A 710-nucleotide genomic window follows, 5' to 3' on the forward strand; every position below is an offset into this window, starting at 1 on the left:
GCCGCGTCCACCTTCGGACGCAACACCGCCCCCACCCGCTCCGCCGTCAACGAACCGATCACCCCGTCATCCAGCACACCCGCCAGATGCACCACACCCACCAACGGCCGATCCACCGGAATCGCACCCAACACCCGCTCCAAAGAACCCCGGTCAGCCACATCACACGACTCGACCACCACCTCCGCACCCCAACCCGCCAACTCCTCGACCAACTCCCCCACACCCTCGGCCCCACCACCACGCCGACTCGTCAACACCAACCGACGCACCCCACGCTCCACCACCAGATGACGCGCGAACACCCGACCCAACGTCCCCGTACCACCCGTCAACAACACCGTCCCCACCGAACCGAACTCCACACCCCCCGCCCCAACCGCCGGCACAACCGCACGCACCAGCCGACCCACACACGCACGCCCCCCACGCACCACCACCTGCGACTCACCCAACGCCACCACCCGCGCAACCACACCCATCACGTCATCCGCATCCCCATCCACCAACACCACACGCCCCGGATTCTCCGACTGCGCCGACCGCACCAACCCCCACACCGCCGCACCAGCCACATCCACCAAACCCTCACCCGGCAACGCCACCGCACCCGACGTCCGCACCACCAACCGCGCACCAGCGAACCGCTCATCGCCCAACCACTCCTGCACCACCCCCAACACCTCACACACCGCATCCCGCACACCACC

General features: G+C 68.2%; 1 protein-coding gene. It reads right to left on the bottom strand.

Annotated elements, in window-relative coordinates:
* Window positions 1–674: KR domain-containing protein (locus tag E6R60_RS36475; RefSeq protein ID WP_240802827.1), on the bottom strand; the 674-nt coding region annotated here is incomplete at its 3' end.
* Window positions 675–710 lie beyond the last annotated feature (36 nt).

Origin of the sequence: Streptomyces sp. A0642, assembly GCF_004795105.1 — a bacterium.
Classification (GTDB): domain Bacteria; phylum Actinomycetota; class Actinomycetes; order Streptomycetales; family Streptomycetaceae; genus Streptomyces.